The organism is Syntrophobacterales bacterium, from assembly GCA_031274925.1.
Taxonomy (GTDB): Bacteria; Desulfobacterota; Syntrophorhabdia; order Syntrophorhabdales; family Syntrophorhabdaceae; genus PNOM01.
Genome location: JAISPL010000037.1, coordinates 1 through 20,959 on the forward strand (window position 1 = coordinate 1; position 20,959 = coordinate 20,959).

Annotated in this window: 15 protein-coding genes; 6 read left to right on the forward strand and 9 right to left on the reverse strand. The window is 47.6% G+C overall.

The genetic code is table 11. The features are described 5' to 3' along the window. Positions 1 to 263 precede the first annotated feature (263 nt). The 5 genes from bioF to nth all read right to left on the reverse strand — a co-directional run bounded on the left by bioF (position 264) and on the right by nth (position 7,510). Positions 264 to 1,433, reverse strand: a complete 1,170-nt coding sequence (gene bioF, locus LBQ00_06345) for an 8-amino-7-oxononanoate synthase (GenBank protein ID MDR2018470.1) — start codon at positions 1,431 to 1,433, stop codon at positions 264 to 266. 198 nt (positions 1,434 to 1,631) lie between these two features. After that, complete coding sequence (locus LBQ00_06350) at positions 1,632 to 3,350, reverse strand: glutaconyl-CoA decarboxylase subunit alpha (protein MDR2018471.1); 1,719 nt, start codon at positions 3,348 to 3,350, stop codon at positions 1,632 to 1,634. 270 nt (positions 3,351 to 3,620) lie between these two features. Further along, positions 3,621 to 4,907, reverse strand: a complete 1,287-nt coding sequence (locus LBQ00_06355) for an IMP cyclohydrolase (protein ID MDR2018472.1) — start codon at positions 4,905 to 4,907, stop codon at positions 3,621 to 3,623. 85 nt (positions 4,908 to 4,992) lie between these two features. After that, positions 4,993 to 6,879 (reverse strand): transketolase, encoded by a 1,887-nt coding sequence (locus LBQ00_06360; protein ID MDR2018473.1) that lies wholly within the window; start codon positions 6,877 to 6,879, stop codon positions 4,993 to 4,995. Beyond that, positions 6,872 to 7,510, reverse strand: a complete 639-nt coding sequence (gene nth, locus LBQ00_06365) for an endonuclease III (protein MDR2018474.1) — start codon at positions 7,508 to 7,510, stop codon at positions 6,872 to 6,874. Before nth ends, LBQ00_06360 begins: the two co-directional genes overlap by 8 nt. 715 nt (positions 7,511 to 8,225) lie before the next feature. Between nth and ligA the strand changes: the two genes are divergently transcribed. From ligA to LBQ00_06395, 6 genes are all read left to right on the forward strand, one after another. Beyond that, on the forward strand, positions 8,226 to 10,235 hold the full coding sequence (gene ligA, locus LBQ00_06370) for an NAD-dependent DNA ligase LigA (GenBank protein ID MDR2018475.1): 2,010 nt from the start codon (positions 8,226 to 8,228) through the stop codon (positions 10,233 to 10,235). A gap of 152 nt (positions 10,236 to 10,387) precedes the next feature. Next, the gene (locus LBQ00_06375) at positions 10,388 to 11,089 is read left to right on the forward strand and encodes an MTAP family purine nucleoside phosphorylase (protein MDR2018476.1); all 702 of its coding nucleotides are present in this window, start codon (positions 10,388 to 10,390) and stop codon (positions 11,087 to 11,089) included. Beyond that, entirely contained in the window at positions 11,086 to 12,342 is a 1,257-nt protein-coding gene (locus tag LBQ00_06380) for an amidohydrolase (protein ID MDR2018477.1), read from the forward strand. Before LBQ00_06375 ends, LBQ00_06380 begins: the two co-directional genes overlap by 4 nt. A 60-nt stretch (positions 12,343 to 12,402) precedes the next feature. Next, entirely contained in the window at positions 12,403 to 12,690 is a 288-nt protein-coding gene (locus LBQ00_06385; GenBank protein ID MDR2018478.1) for a Mut7-C RNAse domain-containing protein, read from the forward strand. A 149-nt stretch (positions 12,691 to 12,839) separates the two neighbouring features. After that, positions 12,840 to 13,505: an endonuclease III gene (locus LBQ00_06390; protein ID MDR2018479.1), complete on the forward strand. Its 666-nt coding sequence runs from the start codon at positions 12,840 to 12,842 to the stop codon at positions 13,503 to 13,505. A 752-nt stretch (positions 13,506 to 14,257) separates the two neighbouring features. Next, a complete protein-coding gene (locus tag LBQ00_06395; GenBank protein ID MDR2018480.1) occupies positions 14,258 to 15,745 on the forward strand; it encodes a S1 RNA-binding domain-containing protein in 1,488 nt (495 codons plus the stop codon). A 1,655-nt stretch (positions 15,746 to 17,400) separates the two neighbouring features. On the opposite strand, the gene LBQ00_06400 is transcribed toward LBQ00_06395, so the two are convergent. Genes LBQ00_06400 through LBQ00_06415 form a run of 4 tightly spaced genes read right to left on the reverse strand, consistent with a single transcriptional unit; the run spans position 17,401 to position 20,953 of the window. Continuing rightward, positions 17,401 to 17,853 carry a hypothetical protein gene (locus tag LBQ00_06400; protein ID MDR2018481.1) on the reverse strand — a complete coding sequence of 151 codons (453 nt, stop codon included), beginning with the start codon at positions 17,851 to 17,853 and terminating at the stop codon, positions 17,401 to 17,403. 40 nt (positions 17,854 to 17,893) lie between these two features. After that, positions 17,894 to 18,127, reverse strand: a complete 234-nt coding sequence (locus LBQ00_06405) for a hypothetical protein (protein ID MDR2018482.1) — start codon at positions 18,125 to 18,127, stop codon at positions 17,894 to 17,896. A gap of 34 nt (positions 18,128 to 18,161) precedes the next feature. After that, positions 18,162 to 20,471 carry a xanthine dehydrogenase family protein molybdopterin-binding subunit gene (locus tag LBQ00_06410; GenBank protein ID MDR2018483.1) on the reverse strand — a complete coding sequence of 770 codons (2,310 nt, stop codon included), beginning with the start codon at positions 20,469 to 20,471 and terminating at the stop codon, positions 18,162 to 18,164. Next, positions 20,468 to 20,953 (reverse strand): (2Fe-2S)-binding protein, encoded by a 486-nt coding sequence (locus LBQ00_06415; GenBank protein MDR2018484.1) that lies wholly within the window; start codon positions 20,951 to 20,953, stop codon positions 20,468 to 20,470. Before LBQ00_06415 ends, LBQ00_06410 begins: the two co-directional genes overlap by 4 nt. Positions 20,954 to 20,959: the final 6 nt, after the last annotated feature.

Sequence of the window (20,959 nt, forward strand, 5' to 3'; positions counted from 1 at the left end):
CAATCTGGCCGTTTGAAAAGCTTATAAGGAAAATCTCCTTATGATTTCATCAGAGATATATGGACGCTTGAGCCTGAAAGATTTAAAAGTGACCCAAACCATTTCAATGTGGGGGTAAACAGGTAGGTAGTGTTGGTTTTATTTTAGGGGGAAAGGTCAAAGGAAAATTTGGGATATGGAACGGTCCGAGCACAGTGCAGTCAACGAGTATTAGCAGATAGGGAACCACAGGGAAAAACAAGTTCCGTATTATCGCGGGCCTATCAAATGAGTCCTGCTTTCTTTCCTGCATACTTTAGCACATTAATAGCAAAATCCATCTCATCCATTGTAAGAGACCGCACAACCGTCAACCTCAACCGAGACGTACCGGGTGGAACCGTAGGCGGCCGTACGGCTTGGATAAACACGCCCTTTTCCATGAGAATATGCTGCATCTCCACAGCCTTGGCATCTTCGCCCACAACAACCGGGACTATAGGCCCGATACTGTCTTTAAGATCAAATCCTGCATCTCTCATGTGTCGTCTGATATATTCTATATTCCCCCAAAGGTCGTCCCTGAAAGACGGATTATCTTTGATGAGCCGTATGGAGGCAATGGATGCCGCGAGAACCGATGGAGACAGCGCCGTGGTATACATGAATGTCCGTGCACGATTCACCAGATAGTCGGTCACAATCTTGTCACCAAGGACAAAAGCTCCGAAAGAACCGAAGGATTTCCCGAAAGTGGCCATCTCCACATCCATGGACCCTGTCAATCGGAAAAACTCTGCCCCTCCTCTGCCCGTGTCACCGAATACGCCTGTCCCGTGGGCATCATCCAGAATAAGTTGGTATCCGTATCGGTTCCTTAGTTCCACAAGATCAGCGACGGGGGCAATATCGCCATCCATGCTGAAAACGGACTCAGAAACGACGAATTTTATCCCCTTGGAGCGGTCTTTTCGTATCTTCCCTTCCAAGTCATTCATATCACGATGTCTGTAAATCACCTTTTTCGCACGGGAAAGCCTGGTGCTGTCAATCAGACTCGAGTGATTCAATTCATCGCTGAATATGACGTCGTCCTTTTCGGTAAGGGTTGCAATGACACCCATATTGGCCATGTACCCCGTGGAAAAGACCAGCCCGCTGGGGTAACACTTGTAGGAGGCTATCTCATCCTCAAGGACCCGGTAGAGTTCAATACTGCCCGATATGCTTCTTGATGAGCATGTTCCTGCACCATACTTGTGCGCAGCCTCCGCTGCAGCCTCAATTACCTGAGGGTGGGCGTGCAGGGAAAGATAGCTGTTGGAGCAGAGGTTGAGGAACTTCTTGCCATTGAATAATATCCACGAGGCATCAAGCGGTTTTACATGGCGTATTGCCCGGTAATTGCCTTTCTGTTTTATATTTTCTAGGTTTACCTTTAATCTATCCCTCATGTAATTCTCGCGTATTCTCTTCCAGGCGACTCTTCCTGTAGGCCTTTCCTCTCGTATGTAAAGCTGTGCACAACAATCTATTACATATCACCGACGAACCAAGCGGTCAACAACATTCTTGTTGCAGGCCAACTAGCAACTACATAATAAAAAAACAGGGTGGACATGGCCCACCCTGTTTATACCTACCTTATTTTCTTAGCCTTTGATGATTCTGCAGAGTATCATCTGATGCTGTGGAGTAATGGACTTCGGATTCTGGTAACAGCAGTTCGCAAAACCCACGAGGTATTTCCTTAAATCGCTCAGCTTTACGACTTCGTCAACAAGACCCATTTTGGCACAGTATGCCGGCCTAGACTTATCATAGTATTCTTTGACAAGCTTGTTCATCTGATCAATGACAGGCGCCAATGGCTTGCTTGAGTCTTTCTCTTTTACCAGTCTTCTTGCAAAACTCGCCACAGACGCAGTCTCACCGTGCATGACGTAAATCTCCGTCGTGGCAGTGCCGATGGTAAAGGCGTTATTATTGTTCGCCTGGGGGCCGGCCATGATATAGTGGGCAGCAGCCGTTCCTTTTCTCAATACGATTGTCATCATGGGAAGATCGCTCTGCTCAATGGAGTAAATGAGCGCCTGTCCGAGACCCAAGAGTTCGGCTTTCTCGGCGATGTCACCAACATCAATTCCCGACGTATCCTGAATCCAGAGCATGGGGACTCTATCCCTTCCGCACAGCGTGACAAACTCGTTCACTTTGATGAGTCCTTCGCGGTAGAACTTTCCACCAATGCCGGGATACGGCGCGTAGTACGGATAGCCTTTCGGCAGCATACCCTGTCTGTTTGCAACTACGCCAATGAGGAAGCCATCAATCTTGACAAGACCCGTATAAAGCTCTGGACCAAAACCTGGCCTAAACTCCATGTTCTCACTGTTATCGACCAACCTCGCCATGAGCTGCTCAACATCATAGGTCATTTTTTGGTTGAAAGAGAGGATGCTGTAAAGATCTTCTGCGGGAAATTTTGGCTCCGCCGGCTGCGCTACTCTGAAAAAACTCGCGTCGTATGCGGGCAGTTTGGCCATCCATGCCTTCAGTGAATCCAGAAGACTCTCCTCGGAAGGATGCACTTCCCTGAAAAATCCAGTGCTGTCATGATGTATCTCAACCCTACCGGGAGGCACTGATTTAAATTTCCTAGTTGCCTCTATGATCTGTTCAGCCATACCCTCGTCAAAAAAGCCCTTCGGCGCCATTCCACTCACAATACCCGCGCCGCCTACTGCGATGTTGCAGTCTTTATGGGCCAGTAGAAGTGTAGGGCTGATGCCCTGATATCCGCCGCCTGCTGGATTCGTTCCATATATTACCGCGATAACAGGAATGCCTAACTTGTTCAACTCCGCGTGGCGGAAAAAAGTTGTTCCGCTTCCGCGCCGGTTAGCGTAAACTTTTTCCTGCTCGGGCAGTTTCACGCCACTGCAGTTGACCAGCCACACAAGGGGGCAATGCAGTCTTTTCGCCATGTCGGTTACTCTGAGTATATTGTCCGACTGGCCGGCAATCCAAGCACCTGCCATAACTTTGTTGTCAAAACCAATGATCACGCACCATCTGCCGTTGATTCTCCCGAGGCCGTCTACAACGCCTGTTGTTCCGGATTCTTCGTCCATGGGATCATAAAGCAGATGGAGAGGGGCCCAAGTACCAGGGTCTACGATATATTCCAGTCTCTGATGGACAGTCCATTCTCCTCTTTTGTTCAAAGCCTCTTTCGGCATTCCCGCGTTCTTATTCTTTTCAATAAGGTCCGATATCTCTTGTTCGACTTTCTTGATCTCTTCGGCATTAGCTGCATTTACCTTCGCCGATTTTCCCCAGTCCTGCATCTTTTCGAAGTAGGGTCTCATTTTTACCTCCCCTGAAGTTTTAATAGTATTTCAATTTGTAATAATTTTCACAATTATATTGATATATAAAGCCTCTTGTCAACATAAATTGGAAAATTATTCAGCATAGTTGAAATACCTGCTCTCGTGATCAATATATACAAAACAATGCCACACTTGAGTGCATCAATTAGTCCTCCGGAAAGAGCGATCAAGCGCGAATACCCAAGCCGCGATACCCCCTCCTGATCATTTTCTCAAGGCAGGACCATACCGGAAACCCGTCCCAGATCAGTGTTTGAATAGCCTCTGGCCCGCAAAGGCCATGGTTACGTTTGCCTCGTTGCACGCCTCAATCACTTCGAAATCGCGCTCGGACCCACCAGGTTGTATAATCCCGGTAACGCCCTCCTTTATAGCGGCGTCCACACCGTCTCTGAATGGAAAAAACCCGTCCGATACGACAACGGACCCTATGAGTCCCGCCTTCCGTTCTCTGGTAAACCGCTCTATTTCGATGAGATCCTCCATCTTCCGCTTCCCCCTGTCCGCCTCCAACCTGAATACCGCGTATGGAACCCCGTATTTCTTGAATACCTCGGCATCCATGAACTTCTTGTAGGCTTTGAAGGTAGCGACCTCCACCACACCTACCCTGTCCTGTTCTCCTGTTCCGATAGCGATGGTAGCCTCGTCCTTTATGAAAAGAGCGGAATTGGAGCTTACGCCTGATTCCACGTACCACCCGAACAGCATATCGGTATATTCTCTGTCCGTGGGCGCCCTCCTGATCCGGTACGTTTCGCCTTTATAGACCGTTTCCGCAGGCTTCAGGTCCTCCTTGCCCTTAATCCTGAAAGGCTGGGATTCCTGAATGATGAGTCCACCGTCCATCAAAGACTTAATATCAATGTACCTCTTCGTCTTGAATGCTTGAAGTCGCGCAATATTGTCGATCTTGAGTATCCTAAGATTCTTCCATTTTTTTAAAATATCAATAGCATCCCCTTCAAAATCGGGTGCGGCCACCACCTCAAAGTAATACGGCGCCATAGCTTTTGCCGTCTCAGCATCCAGCGCCTTACTGAATACCACCGCTCCTCCGAATGCGGCGATCCTGTCGCACCAGAACGCCTTTTCGAATGCTTCCGCCGAGGTAGCACCATAAGCCACACCGCACGGGTTATTATGCTTCATGATCGCACACGCAGACTTACGGTCGAGAAATTTGAGGATATTAAGGGCATTATCAACGTCTGTCAGGTTGATCTTTCCCGGGTGTTTTCCCACCTGCAACATATCTTTTTCGGTTATCTTGCTGGTTAGACCTCCGTCGAAATCGAAGAATTTGACATCCCCGAGGATAATATTGCCGTTTATCAATTCATACATGGCTGCCGCCTGGTCCGGATTTTCTCCGTACCTGATTCCTCTCTCTACATTGCAATTCTCATCGGCATCGAAAATATTCCAAATCCTTTTTTTGTACACAAGGGTCTGCCCGCCCATATCAATCTTCATGGTGTCGGGAAAGTTGTCCTTTACGACCTTCTTGTACATCCCTTTAATATCGTCCACGGCGCCCCCATTGTATGGTTTAATATTCTTAATTTCGACAAACCAGAAGTTTCCGTCTGTAAAGAGTACCCAGGTTCGGCGGTGCTTATCGGCTTATACCGAGAAGCATCTTTGCCACGGATGCTGCGTCGAGTCCTTCCGCCGCGTAGGCCTCCTCGGCATCGTCCGACACTCCGTACGCCTTTACTCCTAAAGACTCCATCCGACCTGTATACCCATGACTTAGAAGATACGTTGCAATGCGCGGCGCGATCCCTGTGAGGACATTATGATCTTCATAGGTAACCACTAGGGGGAGTCCGCGGAGTTTTTTCATCACTTCCCCGTCAACCTCCTTCACGCTCGACATATTGACAACACCAACGTACATGTCTTCCCGTTCTAATATCTCCGATACATGAAGGGCTTTGTGTACCATTCCCCCGTAGGCGATGATAACCCCATCCTTCCCTTCCTTTAATACATCCATTGTGCCATACTGATATTCATATCCGTCTCCGTAGAATGCGGACCGGTCACTCCTCACGGTAACACCCCAGCGGGACCGGCCCATAGCCACCAGAAAATTCCCTTTGCTGGCCGCTACGTACCGCGTCACCCTGTCCATCTGATTCGGATCGCACGGCACAATTACCTTGAAGTTGTGTAAGTTATTTGCTAGGCCTATGTAGTCTACGCATTGATGCGTTTTCCCGTCTTGACCAACATCAAGACCCACATGAGTGAGAATAAGCTTGAGGTTGGCCTTGTTTATATCGTTAAGCCTCTGCTGGTTGTAGGTCTCATCTATTCCGAAGGCCCCAAAATCGGCAAAAAACGTAAGGATACCATCGGTCGACAGGGCACCAGCAATGGTGGCAGTGTTATGTTCCTGGATGCCACCCTGAAAGAAATACTCGGGAAAAACTTTCGCAAAATCGGCCGTTTTCACGGAACTTGCTAAATCACAGTCAAAAACACAGATAATATTGCCTTTAGGTATATTCCTTTCCGCCAAGTCTTTCAGCGCTTTGCCGAAAGCTGTTCTGTTGTCAATCTTGTCCTCGTCGGAGTAAGTGAAGGGAATGCCGGGGTCTATTGCGATCTCTTTATCTCTCATAGGGATTTTCCATGAACACTGACCATTCCTGTTCACCTTGTATGTCTCAAAATCGTCTTTCAGTCCAAGAGTCCGCAAGGCTTCCCTATATTCACTTTCGTTAAGCGGACTACCGTGATATTTTTCCTTGTTTTCCATAAAAGGTATGCCCTTCCCCATTATGGTATGGGCAATAATACAGGTAGGGTTTTCATTGATTCTGGTCCTTTTAAAAGCCCGGTAAACCTCATCATAATTATGACCATCAATTTCAAGAACATCCCATCCATCAGAGAGATAGTTCTCGGCAATATTCTGCGGCATTACAGAATCTATGGCCCCACTGATCTGAAGACCGTTATAATCAACGATTACCGTGATATTTAAAAGGCCAAATTTCTTGGCAAACCGCCTTGCCTCCGAGATCTGCCCTTTTTGCTGTTCACCATCCCCCATAAACACGTATATATGAGAGTCTTCACCTCGTATTTTCGAACCTATTGCAAATCCGCAACCTGCGGAAAGCCCCTGTCCAAGATTCCCTGTCGACCAATCTATGAAGGGTATACCCTTTACCACATGTCCCTCAAAGGGACTCCGAGCCTTTCTGAAAAAAGTAACGACCTCATCACGCGGAAGATGTCCAAGCCTCGCGAGGCTCGAGTAAACGCCGGGGGATGTGTGACCATGGCTGACCACAATACGGTCCCTGGGTTCCCCTGTCAGTCTCGCATATGAAAAAAGCACAAGATACATGTCGAGGGACGAGATAGATCCTCCAGGGTGACCTGAGCCAGCCAGTCTCGTCATCGTTATAATATCGCCTTTTGCAAGACGCGAAAGCTCGCTGAGCTTCTGACAATCCGCCTCACTAAGTTTTTCTTTTTCAAACATTCGCCTTTCCTCCTAGCAAGTAATCACAGTAGTCCCGTATAAGACACCTTTCACATTCGGGTTTCCGCGCCAGACAGATGTAACGGCCATGAAGGGTGACGAGAAGGGAGAATTTCAGCCAGTCCCCTTCCGTAACCTTCTGTTTCAGGTCCTTTTCTATCTTCTCCGGATTTTTGTTACTCGTAAGACCTACCCTGTTTGAAACCCTGATCACATGAGTATCGACTATAACCGCAGGTTTTCTGAAGGCGATTCCTGCAATCAAATTTGCGGATTTCCTTCCTATCCCCTTAATCGTCGCAAGGGCAACAACGTCTTCGGGTATATGACCGCCGAAGCGTTCTTCCACTTCGGTCGCGATATTCTTGATAGCCTTCGCCTTCTTTTTGAAGAAGCCGGTTGGTCTGATATCCTCTTCAAGCTCTTCAAGTGGAACACGGAGGTAATCCGTGAATCCTTTATATTTCTTAAAAAGTATAGGTGTAGTTCTGTTCACCCGCTCGTCCGTACATTGCGCAGACAAAACAGTTGCCACGACAAGTTCAAGGGGCGTACCAAATTTCAGCTCGTTCCTTTCCTCCCCGTGCATCTTTCTCAGGGCAGCTATTATCACATTTATGTTTTTTTCCATATTGCAACTCCACGAGCGAGTGTATTTCTTATATCACTAACACCCTGTGTATTCAATATGTCATTAAACTTCTGTCGCCCATTGCGGGTAATTCCAACTCCGCACACAATTTAGGTGGTTCCCGATGTAGATTGCGGCGTCATGTCATGGTTTATGGAAACCATTGCGCCACACTTTTAATCGTACTTGAAGTGCCTCCAGTCGATATCAATCAGCACCAACTCGCATTCGCTCCATGAGCACATTGTTCTTTCTAGGGCTGTACTGTCAATGAAGGTTCATCACGTCCACGCCAGAGACCCGTCTCTGGATAAAGAGCAATCGGCCCGTAGGTACCTGGCATGGTCCTAAAAGATCCTCCATGGCCTTCGTATAATCCATCGCTTCCATTTGCTTTATGCTGAAGCCCGAATGAACCGATCTATCGTAAAGAGGATCTAATCATCTTAATCCAAACTGCCGTCGGAAGGAATATGCCGGCCTCTTCAAAAAAATGCGGATCAGCTTTCAGGCCATGCCTCTATATCATAAGTAGCAAAATCAACCGGGGAAAAAGATAGCGGATAGCGATACAGAAAAACATACTACATGGAAAGAAAAGTCAAATGCCATATAGACTCAATTCCATGTATTCTGTGGTTTTGCTATTCGCTATTTGTCTTGCAAATAGCCTAAAACTGTTTAAAATAATCTTAAATTATCGACAGAGCAGAACATGGATAGGGAAGAAGCACAAAAAGAAATAACATTTCTAAGAAAAGACCTGGACTATCATAATTACCGTTACTATGTCCTAGACGATCCGGTAATCTCCGATGCAGAGTATGACAGAATGATGAGAAATCTGCAGACTTTGGAAGAGGAATACCAGGAGTTGGTTACACCTAATTCTCCAACCAGGAGAGTAGGCACAAGACCGCTCAGCGAGTTCTCCACCGTCACCCATACTATGCCAATGCTTAGTCTCGCAAACGCCATGACCCTGGATGAGATGGCGGATTTTGATAGACGTATAAAGAGACTCCTCAACGTGAGTGAAGTCGAGTACGCAATGGAGGCAAAGATAGATGGTCTCGCCGTTGAACTGGTATACATAGATGGCTTATTCTCGCTTGGGTCTACAAGAGGAGACGGGTACACGGGGGAAGACATTACACAGAACCTGAAGACCATCAGGTCGATTCCCATGAGACTCATCAGCGATCATGGCATTCCTGTCCCGGAAAGGCTTGAGGTAAGAGGCGAGGTATACATGGGGAAAAAAGAGTTTGAGGTTTTGAACAGGAGAAGAGGGCAGGCAGGTGAGACTCTATTCGCCAATCCAAGAAATGCCGCGGCCGGTTCAGTGAGACAACTCGATCCCAGGATTACTGCGAAGAGGAATCTTAACGCATTCTTTTACGCGCCAGGACAGATAACCGGCATATCAGTGAGTACTCACCTAGAATTTCTCGATAACCTCCGAAAGTGGGGATTCCGCGTGAACGAATATGCGAAACTCCTCACCGGTCTCGACGAGGTCTTGTCTTACTACGATCTGATTTACGGCAAGAGAGAAGAAATACCATATGAAATTGATGGGACCGTGGTAAAAGTAAACAGATTAGACCACCAGGCACGCCTGGGGACGGTATCCCGGTCTCCACGATGGGCAATTGCCTACAAATTTGAGGCCCAAGAAGAGACCACCGTCATAAAGGATATCATCGTCAGCGTTGGAAGGACAGGTGCGCTTACCCCTGTTGCCATGCTGCAACCAGTCTACGTATCCGGCGTCGAGGTATCAAGGGCGACACTACACAACGAGGACGAAATCGGAAGAAAGAATATCATGGTGGGCGACACGGTCATTGTCAGGCGGGCGGGTGATGTTATCCCTGAAGTAGTAAAAGTGATACCGGAGAAAAGAACCGGGATGGAACGGTGTTTTGCCATACCTGATAGATGTCCCGTATGCAGCGAAGTTGTGGTAAGGCCGCCGGGGGAAGCGATCAGGCGATGTGTAAATATCAACTGTCCGGCCCAGATAAAGGGTAGCATAGAGCATTTCTCATCCAAGAGGGCGATGGACATAGACGGTCTTGGAACCAAGCTGATTGAACAACTGGTGGACAAAAGAATTGTGAAGGACGTTTCCGACCTTTATTACCTCACAAAAGAAATGCTTGTGAGTATGGAGAGAATGGCGGATAAATCTGCTAGAAAAATAGTAGATGCTATTGAAGCGTCCAAGAGCAGGTCATGGGCCAGGTTCATATACGGTCTCGGTATAAGGAATGTAGGGGAACATATTTCGGGACTCCTCGCGGAACGATATGAGGGTATCGATATCCTCATATCCGCGACACGGGAAGAATTGATGGCCATCCCGGAAATAGGCCCAGAGGCAGCTTACAGTATTATATCCTTTTTTGGCGATGAAAAGAACCTCGCCACGATCGAAAGAATGCGCAAAAAAGGTGTTGTAGTAAAACAGGAGAAGCTCCACAGGCGGAGTCTGGATGGCATGACTTTCGTCTTCACCGGCACCATGAACAAGATGGCGCGGGAGGATGCACGAAGGATGGTAGAGGATCTGGGCGCGAAGACCGCTTCCTCGGTGAGCAAAAAAATTGATTACATTGTCATCGGGGAAGAAGCAGGCTCGAAACTGGAAAAAGCTCGCGAGCTGAATATAAGGACTCTTACAGAGGACGAATTCCTACATCTCATACAAAAGGCTTGACTCACCAAGCCCTTGGGTAGTAAATAGTGAATCAACAAAATGAAATGGTCGGCTGTCGGCTGTATCGTCAGTATGCTGGGTAGCGACCCTTCACAATTCTTCCGCAAAGAGAGAAGTGCTAAGTCTAAAAATTCCGGTAAAGAGGCCTTCGCATGTTGGCAATCATCGCAGGAACATCGTTAATAGAGTCTGCCCTTTTTGCGGCGTGGAAGAATACCTCCGTGCAGACACCTTACGGCGGAGTAACGGTAAAAACCGACAGTAAACATTGGTTTTTACAGAGACACGGGGACCCTCCCATGCCGCCCCACCGCATAAACCATCGCGCTCACATATGGGCACTTAAGATGCTAAAGGTTACTGAGATCGTAGCTTTCAACTCGGTGGGAAGCCTGAAACTGAAAATTGAGCCTGCCGCGCTCGTGCTACCCCATGATTTTATATCTCCATGGGATGTCCCTACCATGTTCGACCATGAAATGAGATTCACGGTCCCCGAAATGGACACGGCTCTCAGGAGCCATCTTGAGGGGGTCTGCCGTGAACTGGGTTTTGACGTGGTCGATGGTGGAGTCTATATACAGACCAAGGGTCCAAGACTCGAAACCAAAGCCGAGATCCGTTATCTACGGAGACTTGGTGACATCGTAGGAATGACAATGGCATCTGAGGCAACCCTTTGTACGGAAGTGGGGCTGCACTATACAAGTCTGTGTTCTGTTGATAATTACTGTAACGGCATCAGCAAAGTACCGTTAACAGTCAAGGAGATAGAAACCAACGTGCTCAAAAACAGTGAAAGACTGGAGTCTATAATCAACGGCATTATCTCGAAGGACTTTAAGAATAGATGAAGATACTCGTTAAAGGAGCGTTTCTGGACGGACAGCAAAGAGACGTCTTTCTCGAAAACGGCACGATCCAGGAAATATCGGAAAATTGCAAACGCGAGGCGGACCACACAGTCGACGGAAGAGGTAAAGTCCTTTTACCTTCTTTCATAAACGGGCATACCCATTCGGCCATGACGCTTTTCAGAGGATATGCCGACGATATGCCCCTTAAGCCCTGGCTGGAACAAAAAATATGGCCCCTTGAGGCCAAACTGACGGAAGAGGATGTTTATTGGGGAGCGAAACTTGCCTGCTTGGAGATGATAAAGAACGGAATCACTGTCTTCAACGACATGTACTGGTTCTGGGAAGCCACCGCGAAAGCAGTGCGTGACATGGGGATCAGAGGCTTCATTGGTGCCGTTTTCATAGACATGTTTGATCAGAACAAATGCCAGCAGGAGATCGATAATAATATAAGGCTGTTCGAGATTTCGGAAAAATATCGGCCCCATGTGACATTTACCTTCGGTCCTCATGCCGTCTATACAGTCTGCAAGGAGAGCCTCCAATGGATGCGCGATTTCTCCGAAAAACACGATATTCTAATCCATATGCATCTTTCGGAGACCGGTGAGGAAGACACGTTCGCTCAAGAGCGATATGGGATGTCGCCCGTCGGGTTTCTCGATTCCATGGATATTCTCTCACAAAGGTTTTTGGGATGTCATGGTTGCTGGCTCACTGAAAAGGACTGTGATCTGCTCAAGACAAAAGGTGTAAGTCTTGTTCATAATCCGGTCTCCAACATGAAGCTTGCAGTAGGCAAGTTTTTTCCTTATCGTAGTATCGCGGAGCGGGCGATCCCTTTTTGTCTCGGGACCGATGGATGCGCTTCCAACAACCACTTGGACCTCATAGAATCAATGAAATTTGCCTCCCTATTGGCAAAGTTTTCCACCGGAGATCCTACTGCCCTTCCCGCCAAGGAAGTATTCAGAATAGCCACTGAAGACGCGGCCCTCATATTCGGACTGGGTAACTGGAGAATCAAAGTTGGATGCAATCCCGATCTTATTCTCGTTGATCCGGCACGGCCGGAGTTGACCCCAGGCTTCGACATCTATTCAGACGTAGTCTATTCCTCGAATGGTTATATTGTGGATACAGTGATTTCAATGGGTAAAGTAGTGATGGAAAACAGGTGTGTGCCCGATGAGAGCGAAATTATTAAGAACGCCAAAATGGTGTCAAAAGCCTTGGTTGCACGATAATAGTCTTCGGAGACCGGCAAATATAAACGAACAGGATATTTTGGATTTCAGGCAATTGTTATGAGGTTTGTATGTAATGTGATGCTCGAAAAACCGACAAAATTAGTTAATGATGTTCTAAGGATGTTAGGGCTATACACGGTCTATATAAAAACAGGGCAGGAATTCGACAAATTTATCGCCCTCCACGAACAGACACCATACTGGCTGTTTAGCGGAGATTGTGCGTTAGATTCGGCGAACACATCGTGTTCGTGTGGCTCACAGGCCGAAAGACCAGTTCAGAGAATCCACCACGTGATTGATCCGTACGTGGGGCCCAGTGCATCGAATGTAACGTACGCCTAATCCGAATCCCAAGAGAGGAAATCGAGCCTTATATGCCCGAATTTGCTTTCATCGCTACGAACGCTTCAGGCAATACCCGTTTGCCGGAAAGTCTATTATGAGAAGGAACCCACGCATCACAAATATCTGATTCATGAAGGAGGCCGCCATTGACTGAAACACACGGCGAGACGAGCATTGACGAGATTATAAGCATCTTGAGGAACTACCTGAAAGATGCTGTCCCTGTGGTCACCAGATTGTCACAGAAAAGGAGAGACCCGTTCATTGTTCTAGTGGGCACCCTTTTAAGTCTCAGAACGAAAGACGAAACCACAGATCGGGCCATAGGGAGATTGATGGCACGGGCAAAAACACCCTTGGAGATACTCAGCCTTAAAGATGAAGAACTGCAAGAGCTTATTTATCCTGTAGGTTTTTACAGAAACAAAACTAAGACCCTGAAAGAAGTGTCAAAAATAATCCTGGAAAAGTATCAAGGTGTAGTGCCCGACACGGTAGATGAGTTGCTGAACATAAGAGGGGTGGGAAGAAAGACGGCCAGCCTTGTGCTCAATGAAGGATATGCCAAGCCTGCCATTTGCGTGGACACGCACGTACACAGGATTTCCAACCGGCTTGCTATTGTCGAAACACGTAATCCCCACCAGACCGAGAACGATCTAACAGGTGTGCTTCCGCAAAAATACTGGATTATTTTCAATACACTCCTTGTCGTTTTCGGACAGAAGGTGTGCACACCCATCTCTCCTTTTTGCAGTACCTGCCCTCTGAATCATCTCTGTCCACAGGCAGGCGTGACGACTCATCGGTAGATCGTCTCACAACAAATTATATACCAGCTATTTCGTCCTGTATACGAAAAACTGAACAATTACGAATGGAACAATATTATGGACAACGAGAACATTTTGTGGAATTTACCATGCAATTTAATTCTCAGCGAGACAAACAGGTAAAAAGAGCGTCTTGAGAGGTGAGACGTTACCTTAAACGCTGCCTCACTTTTTTAACTATAATGGCAATTCCCCATTCTAGGGCAAAGCCGCTACGAGTAAATATTTGGATTATTGGACTCGTCTTATGTTCCTTTATCTGCTATCTGCCTTTCAGGGGTAAGGCATGCAATTAGCGTTGGGGAGTAAATACCATAGAATACTATTATGGGATGCGAAAAACTTTTTTATCTATCCTCCCAGTTCAAAGAGATGAAAATGGTTATACAGTCTCTTAAAAGAGCGGATCAGTAATTCTCAAGGCTGCTTTCAATCAAATCCATAAAGGAATTTTTAGAAAGTACATACTTTGAAATGCAGGTGCCCTTGATATTTGATTCATTTAAGAAACAGGCGAGAGTGTGTCCGTATTTGATATCAATGTATGATGGGAGACTGGGATAGACAGCCAGGAGGGGGAGGGAGGAGATCAGTCTATACTTTACATAGAGAGAAAGAATATTGTATAGTATTGCGCGACAACAAAACATTCGACCATGCAATACAGTTCGTTGGTCCCCCAACCATACAGAATGACCTGATAGCACGGTTACGTTAAGAGGTGAAGAGTTATGTCTGAAACAAATTTCGAAAGCACTGGTATGGTCGACGACTTGAGCAACAAGGAGTTGATAAAAGAAGAGCAGTTTGCCGAACTGTTCGAAAAGAGCGGAACGCTGTCAAAGAGACTTGATCCAGGCCAGAAGATTAAGTCCACAGTGGTGAGCATTTCAGGGGATTTTGTGTATGTGGATCTGGGGGGGAAAAGTGAGGGAGTTGTAGATCTCAGCGAGTTCCTGGATGAAAATTCCAACTGCACCATCAAGACAGGAGATGAATTGGAGGTCTTCTTCATTTCAGTACAGAATGGCCTCAAAAAGCTTACCACACTTATTCGCGGACTTTCCACCGTCGACCTGTCCGGTATACATGATGCCTACGAGGCAGGCTTACCCGTGAGCGGCAAGGTTACAGGAGAACTCAAGGGCGGCTTTGAGGTACACATCGGAAAAGTGAGATGCTTTTGCCCCTTCTCTCAGATTGATCTCAGAGGAAGCAAGGATGGGGGGGTATATGTGGGTAAGACTTTTGCATTTCGGGTCCTCGAATATGAAGAAGACGGTCGCAATATCATCCTTTCGAGACGGACCCTTTTGGAGGAAGAGAGACGGGCGCAGATAGACACCCTCAAGAAAAGTCTCCAAGTCGGCATGGAAGTGCCCGCCAAGGTCCGTTCCATTCAAAGTTTCGGTGCTTTTGTGGACCTCGGCGGCATCGACGGTCTCATACCAATGAGCGAGCTTGCGTGGGACCGCTCGGAAAAGGCCAAAGACATACTTTCCGTTGGACAAGAAGTCATCGCAAAAATTATAGCTCTCGATTGGGAGAAAGATCGACTAACCCTCAGTTTGAAGGCAATGCAGGCTGATCCATGGCTCTTGGTGGCAGAAAAATACTCGCCTGATATGGCGGTCACGGGAAAAATTGTAAGACTCGCTCCATTCGGAGTTTTTGTTTCGCTTGAACCGGGCATTGACGGGCTGCTACATATATCCAAACTGGCTGGAGGGAGAAGGATCAAACATCCGAAAGAGGTAGTTGAAGTCGGTCAGGAAGTTGAAGTATTTATCCTTGAAGTCGATGCGAACAACAGAAAAATATCGCTCTCGATGAAAAAAAAGATAGAGAAAGATAGGCTGCCCATGCCTCAAATAGGTGAAATTCTGCGCGGAACCGTCGAAAGGGTAATGCCCTACGGGCTTTTTCTGAATACAGAGAGTGGCGTGACCGGGTTCATACCAAACTCTGAGATGGGAACCCCCAAGGGAACCAATCATAGTCGAATGTTCCCTGAAGGTACGCCAATGGAGGTCGTAGTCACGACAATTGATGAAGCCCACGGCAAAGTCACGTTCAGCCGTAGCGGTGTCGAAGAAAAGGTGGCACAGGATGAGTACGTTCAGTACAAGGACAAGGTGAAAAAACAGGAAACATCGTCCGGTGGATTCGGAAGCCTTGGCGAGCTCATCATGGCAAAGTTAGGCGAAGTAAAAAGGTAGTTCGCCTAACATCCATAAATCTGGAGATCCGTCCGGAGGGTCCTCATAATCTGACTTAACTGAAATCTATCCTCAAACCTGATGATATTCTTCCGATGTATACAATATGACATAGGAGGAATGGATGATGACCACGCAGAAAAAACGATCAGGCATTAATACGAGGACCTTCACGATTGAGTAAGGGAGTTGTTTTTTATAAAGGAGTTGTAGCGGATGTAAGGATGCAAGTCTCTTTAGAAAAGTGACCCCTGCCATTGCCACCCAGAGTCTGGGGGATCATTCATGATCTTTAAGGAAGCACAACAAACTTGAAGCTTAAGCATATGCGTTCTACGCGGTAGTTTATAGCCACACTCCATTACAGTAAGAACAGCCTATCCGCATATCAGGTTCTGTCCAGATAGTTTCGCAAATTAGTTCGCGGCCGATGGAAGATAGAGTTTATCCAACCATATCACCGGATTCAAACTCGTAGCTCTCAAAATGCTTCATGCTCATGTATTTTTTGTTACCCCACTTGAGTGCCTGCAACATGGCGCAACCTCGCGCAGACCAGCATCAATGCGGACTTCCGCGCCAACAGCCCTTGTCCGGCGGCGGATCTCCCGATTCAGACGCTCTATTAGTCTTAATCCAATGCTCGCTAAAATACGTCAATGTTTCCTCAATACTGCCCTTCCGCTTCCGACAGCTCGGAGTTCATCAACAACGGGGCATGGGCCTTTTCCTGCGCGGGCATGGATGTTTAGTCACCGAGAACACGTTACGATAGAAATCTTCCAACATCCCTCGGCTCTTCCAGCTTCATCTCCCTTCAGCCATTGGAAGCAGCTTCTTTCATGCCTTTCACGGTAGCCACGCGGCGATCAGGATACTGACGTTCTCATTCATCCACATAAACGTAAAGATATTTCCCTCCAGTCAATGGTCTGTTCCGCCAAGCCTCAATGTGGACGTTTAAGACTTTCGTACACCACAGGGGCCTCCGTGATGTCCTCCATCCGGCGGACACCCCGGTTTTCGCGGTCTCAAATGCCATCCCCTTCAGCTTTGGGATTTTGAGCGTCACATCACCGGAGGAGTGGCCACTTCGGTAGCCCTGGCGCTGTACGTTCGTATTTAGCGGCTATAGCACCTCCTGTTCCAACAGACTGTTTAGCGTTTCTTCCACACTACCGAAGACTAACTCCTTCAGCTCATCCTTTATGACTCCCTCGTTTAGTTGTATGATTTTCTTAGGCATGGTTCGCGGACTCCTTTCGGTTTAAATGATGTTTTGCAACGCCATTTTACCTATTGGCCGCGAACCTGTCTTTATTCAATTTGCAAAATTTATCAGCTTATCGCATACCACACATTTTTACGTAAAGTTCTGTTAAGAGTAGACATAGACTTAAATGATGATTGACTCGCATGAAACTCGCATGGAGCGGACGCGTTCTGGGAAATAGTCCGTCTTACGGACCCTTCTCAACGCCCTTACCATATATCGAGGACACGATATCGGATACAAGAAAACGGTACAGCAAAGAAAAGAGGTATCGGATTGATATGGTGGGTAAGGCAAATTACCATCGTCTCCGCATCTACAAAAGAGAGGGGTCCCTAATTCAAGGAACCCCTCTCCCAATACCGTTCGAACAAAGATATTTCTATGCGATACTCGCCAGCTTTTCCTGGAGATTCTTCGTGAACACCTTTTCTGTGTCTTTTGCTTTCTGTTTCATTACCCTGTCGCCGAACATCGCAAGTTTTCCGACAATTGTCACATTCACTTTATAGGAGAACTCAACTTCGCCGGGAGCCGTTTCTTTGAGATCAAGGAATGTCTTCTGCTTGAAGTGACCAAGCTTCGTCATATCCTCGCCTTCGCCCTCAAACTCGGCATGGGTCGGTTTTTCAATTTTTATTTTTTTTGTTACGAATTTCAACTTGACCGATATGATCCCGACTCTCTGTTTTACCACGCTCTCAAAGCTCATATCGTCGATAATCTTGACTGACTCCGTGCCAGGTATACACATCATGACGGTTTCTGGTTGCATGAGAAAATCAAACAGCTTTTCGATCGGCGCTTTGACCGTAAATCCACCTTCAATTATCATGAAAGCCTCCTTTTATTCAAAACGTTGCTAATGTTCCCGTTTACTTTTTCAGGCTTGCTTGCGCCTTCTCGATAAGCTCCGCAACTGTCTGATAGCTCTGATTTCCGGGATTCAATGCTTGTTCAACCAGCAGGTCCTTGAAATTTACGCCCTGTGAGTCAACCCAGTCCCGGTGTTTTTTGTCGCCTGTTCCAAACACGTGTCGCGCCGCCTGCAAGCTCACTTCATACTGTTTGCCACATACGGGGCATCTATATTTTAACTCAATAGCCATTGCATACCTCCTCTCTACTCATTCGGTATTTGTTTTACTTGCCGACTTTTTCTTTTTCTGCCTTCTCTCTCAATGCCTCCACGATCATATGCGGTCTGATCGGGCATTCCTTTATCTGAATGCCGAGGGCATTGAAGATAGCGTTGCCTATTGCCGCTGCCGTCGGGTTTGTAAGGCCTTCGCCGGCTTCCTTCGCACCGTACGGTCCTTCCGGCTCATACGTGTCGATTTCGGCGATAGGGACAGGCGGCATTTCCGTGGCTCTGATCATTTTGTAGTCGACCAGGTTCGGATTCATAAGCTTGCCGTCTTCGTATGGCATATACTCAAGATAACCATAGCCCGCTGCCATGGAGAACGCGCCTTCCAACTGACCGGTAAGGCCCAGATGGTTGATCGGCGTCCCGCAGTCATGGGCGGTGAGACTGTCAATAAGGTCAATTTTGCCTGTCTCCGGATCAATTTCAACTTCCACACCTTGCAGCATATAACTGTAAGCCGGAGATATCATACCTTTTCTATGAGGAGTGTAATAACCCCTGCCTACGATCCTCTGTCCATCCTTACCGCGAAGGGCTATCTTAACCAGTTCTTCAAAGGGCATGCCTCTCTCAGGACGTGCTACAATATGTACCCACCGATCCGCGATGTCGAGGTCGTATACTATATTTAAGCCCATTTTCGCCAGCGCGAATTCTAAAAGTTGGTGTTTTGCATCTTCACACGCCCTCTTTGTCGCATTACCGGTCATTAGAGTCTGTCTGGAACCCCATGCACCGAGGTCAGCCGGACAGTGGTCGGTGTCGCCTGAATGAACCTTTATATCCTCAACTTTGACTCCGAGCGTTTCTGCGGCGATTATTGCCATCGTCGTGTTAGAACCCTGGCCGATCTCTGTTGCGCCTATATGAAGCTCAACGGTTGCATCCTGATTGATGGTAACAACAGCTGAAGAGAATGAATACGGAGTATCAAACCAGTTGAAGATGCCACCCGACATAAAACCTGCAGCCGAGAAACCAAGACCTCTATTGGGAGGAAGACCGCCAGCTTTCTTCTTGGTAAGCCAGTCCTGCATGATCGTGAATGCCTCGTCGAGACCACAGCTGGCGATAAACGCCTGGCCCGGGACTTCGTAACCGGCGTAGTGACCGTTTTTCCGTCTCATCTCGACCGGGTCAAGACCAAGGTCTTTCGCGATCCACTCAAGCTGCTGTTCGGAACAAAACAACGCCTGGGGTGCGCCAAAACCACGCATGGAGGTTGACGGAAGGGTGTTCGTGTAAACTCTGTATCCGTCGTACCGGTATCCGCCCCACCTGTAAGGAAAGGAGTGGAAGAAGCCGGTCAGGTATAAGGCTGTTGCCCCCATACCTGTGTATGCACCGCCGTTGCTCACAACCCTTGACTCACGGGCAAGGAATGTACCGTCTTTTGATACGCCGGTACGGACCCAATAGTGCATCGGGGTTCTACGCTTGGAGGCAATGAAATCCTCCTCTCTGCTGAATACAACCTTCACAGGTCTGAAAGTCTTCATGCTGAGAATAGATGAGCAGAAAACTGCGCCGTCAAGCTCAAACTTACCGCCGAAACCACCGCCCACATACTGTGCGATGACGCGGATATCACCCTCTCTCATGCCCAGTACACCAGCCATAAGGGCTTGTATGTAATATGCAGACTGGTTCGAATGCCAAATGGTAAGTTTTTTCTCGGGAGTGTAACTGGCCACTGCAGACCTGGTCTCCATGCACATATGTGCCTGGCCGCCACAGAAAAAGTGGTCTTCTCTGATATAGTCGGCCTTCTCAAAACCACCTTCCACGTCACCCCACTCGATATGCCGGGTAACATTGATATTTCTCTCCACACCTTCATGAAGCTCCGGCGCACCCTTCTTCATGGCTTCGTACGGCTCAAACACACCATCAAGCACATCGTACTCAACATCAATAAAGTCAAGGGCTTTTTCCGCGATTTCCTCTGTAATTGCCGCTACTGCGCATACAGGTTCACCGATGTAGCGAACCTTGTCAATCGGAAGAATCTGCTCATCACAAAGCTCGTTGAACCGCCGCCAGATACCCTGCTTTACGCCAAGCGTGTCTTTCCCCGTCACCACGGCCTTTACACCGTTCATCGCCAGGGCTTTGCTTGCATCGATACTTATTATTTTTGCATGAGCATGCGGACTCCGAAGGATCTTTCCGTAGAGCATACCGGGCAGTTTCACGTCGAAACTGTATGTCGCCCGGCCCGTCACCTTCGCAATGCCATCGATATTATGAACGTGGGTATTAATAACGTGCAGTTTTTCTTTCGCCAGACTTGTGGTTGTCATAGTGAGTCCTCCTTGTACATACCTTTTGCCACCCGCTCGACAGCCCGAACAATGCTATTGTAACCGGTGCAGCGACAGATATTGCCTTCTATGGCCTCTTTGATCTCATCAACAGTAGGTTTCGGGTTCTCAATGAGCAGCCCTGATGTAGCCATCAGCATACCTGAGGTACAGAAACCACACTGATAGGAACCTTCGTCCAGGAATGCGTTCTGGATAGGGGCAAGTTTCCCATTTGCCTCAAGCCCCTCGGAAGTAGTGATTTCCATACCTATACACTGCATTGCTAGTATGGAACACGCCTTTACGGCCAGACCGTTCACGAGCACCGTACAAGCTCCGCAAGAAACCGTTTCGCAACCCCTTTTCGTCCCGGTAAGCCCGATATGATCTCTTATGGCTTCAACAAGAAGGGTTTTGGGGTTTACGTAAAGTTCATACTCTACTTTATTGACCGACAATTTTATCTCTTTCTTTTCCATACTGTA

Bases quoted from the DNA above. Each gene is read 5' to 3' on its own strand.
- LBQ00_06380 (MDR2018477.1), top strand. From the start codon at position 11,086: ATGAAGATACTCGTTAAAGGAGCGTTTCTGGACGGACAGCAAAGAGAC.
- bioF (MDR2018470.1), bottom strand. From the start codon at position 1,433: ATGAGGGATAGATTAAAGGTAAACCTAGAAAATATAAAACAGAAAGGC.
- ligA (MDR2018475.1), top strand. From the start codon at position 8,226: ATGGATAGGGAAGAAGCACAAAAAGAAATAACATTTCTAAGAAAAGAC.
- LBQ00_06350 (MDR2018471.1), bottom strand. From the start codon at position 3,350: ATGAGACCCTACTTCGAAAAGATGCAGGACTGGGGAAAATCGGCGAAG.
- LBQ00_06415 (MDR2018484.1), bottom strand. From the start codon at position 20,953: ATGGAAAAGAAAGAGATAAAATTGTCGGTCAATAAAGTAGAGTATGAA.
- LBQ00_06410 (MDR2018483.1), bottom strand. From the start codon at position 20,471: ATGACAACCACAAGTCTGGCGAAAGAAAAACTGCACGTTATTAATACC.
- LBQ00_06395 (MDR2018480.1), top strand. From the start codon at position 14,258: ATGTCTGAAACAAATTTCGAAAGCACTGGTATGGTCGACGACTTGAGC.
- LBQ00_06400 (MDR2018481.1), bottom strand. From the start codon at position 17,853: ATGATAATTGAAGGTGGATTTACGGTCAAAGCGCCGATCGAAAAGCTG.
- LBQ00_06375 (MDR2018476.1), top strand. From the start codon at position 10,388: ATGTTGGCAATCATCGCAGGAACATCGTTAATAGAGTCTGCCCTTTTT.
- LBQ00_06385 (MDR2018478.1), top strand. From the start codon at position 12,403: ATGAGGTTTGTATGTAATGTGATGCTCGAAAAACCGACAAAATTAGTT.
- LBQ00_06405 (MDR2018482.1), bottom strand. From the start codon at position 18,127: ATGGCTATTGAGTTAAAATATAGATGCCCCGTATGTGGCAAACAGTAT.
- LBQ00_06360 (MDR2018473.1), bottom strand. From the start codon at position 6,879: ATGTTTGAAAAAGAAAAACTTAGTGAGGCGGATTGTCAGAAGCTCAGC.
- nth (MDR2018474.1), bottom strand. From the start codon at position 7,510: ATGGAAAAAAACATAAATGTGATAATAGCTGCCCTGAGAAAGATGCAC.